The organism is Paraburkholderia sp. CHISQ3, assembly GCF_030464945.1.
GTDB classification, from domain to species: Bacteria; Pseudomonadota; Gammaproteobacteria; order Burkholderiales; family Burkholderiaceae; genus Paraburkholderia; species Paraburkholderia megapolitana.
Genome location: NZ_JALPRG010000030.1, coordinates 1 through 1217, shown reverse-complemented (window position 1 = coordinate 1217; position 1217 = coordinate 1). Strand labels below are relative to the sequence as shown.

Annotated in this window: 1 protein-coding gene and 3 tRNA genes; all 4 read right to left on the bottom strand. The window is 59.4% G+C overall.

From position 1 onward, the window contains the following. The coding region (locus M0D65_RS33060; RefSeq protein ID WP_266256199.1) for a GTP-binding protein at positions 1 to 679 on the bottom strand (679 nt) is incomplete at its 3' end. 62 nt (positions 680 to 741) lie between these two features. Then, positions 742 to 816, bottom strand: a tRNA-Thr gene (locus M0D65_RS33055). 15 nt (positions 817 to 831) lie between these two features. Beyond that, a tRNA-Gly gene (locus tag M0D65_RS33050) sits at positions 832 to 905 on the bottom strand. 37 nt (positions 906 to 942) lie between these two features. Next, positions 943 to 1028 (bottom strand) — tRNA-Tyr (locus tag M0D65_RS33045). Positions 1029 to 1217 lie beyond the last annotated feature (189 nt).

The following is a 1217-nucleotide window of genomic DNA, read 5'->3' as shown; positions in this document are numbered from 1 at the left end:
CGCGACCCGAGATCGAGAACACGTCTTCCACCGGCATCAGGAATGCGCCGTCCACTGCGCGCTCCGGCGTCGGGATGTACGTGTCCAGTGCGTCGGCCAGGCTCATGATCGCCACTTCACCCAGTTCGCCCTTGTCGCCTTCCAGCGCCAGCTTGGCCGAACCCTTGATGATCGGCGTGTCGTCGCCCGGGAAGTCGTACTTCGACAGAAGTTCGCGAACTTCCATTTCCACCAGTTCCAGCAGCTCGGCGTCGTCCACCATGTCGCACTTGTTCAGGAACACGATGATGTACGGCACACCGACCTGACGCGCCAGCAGGATGTGCTCACGCGTTTGCGGCATCGGGCCGTCAGCAGCCGAGCACACCAGGATTGCGCCGTCCATCTGCGCTGCGCCCGTGATCATGTTCTTCACATAGTCAGCGTGGCCCGGGCAGTCGACGTGCGCGTAGTGGCGGTTCGCCGTTTCGTACTCGACGTGCGCCGTGTTGATCGTGATACCGCGCGCCTTTTCTTCCGGCGCTGCGTCGATCTGGTCATACGCCTTCGCTTCGCCGCCGAACTTCGCGGTCAGCACCGTCGTGATCGCTGCCGTCAGCGTGGTCTTGCCGTGGTCAACGTGACCGATCGTGCCAACGTTCACGTGCGGCTTCGTCCGCTCAAACTTACCCTTGGCCATTTCCGACTCCTAAGAGGATTTCCGTACGTTGCGCGAGGCGCAAACAGTCACTAGCTACTTGCTGGTGCCCATGGGCAGGATCGAACTGCCGACCTCTCCCTTACCAAGGGAGTGCTCTACCACTGAGCCACATGGGCGCTACATCTCAACACTGGAGCGGGTGAAGGGAATCGAACCCTCGTCATAAGCTTGGAAGGCTTCTGCTCTACCATTGAGCTACACCCGCAAGGATCCTGTCGATTCCCTCTACTTCGCTTGCATTCTGGTGGAGGAGGTTGGATTCGAACCAACGTAGGCGTAAGCCAACAGATTTACAGTCTGCCCCCTTTAGCCACTCGGGCACCCCTCCGCAGAGAACTGATGATTATGGGGGAGCAACAACGTGCTGTCAAGTGCGCTACCGCTCCCAAACCATGAAGCTCTCACTTAATACACCAGAAACGCCAAGCCCCCGCGAGCGAAAGCTGGCGGGGGCGAGGGTTACAGCATGAGGAGCCTGACGATTACCTACTTTCACACGGGCAATCCGCACTATCAT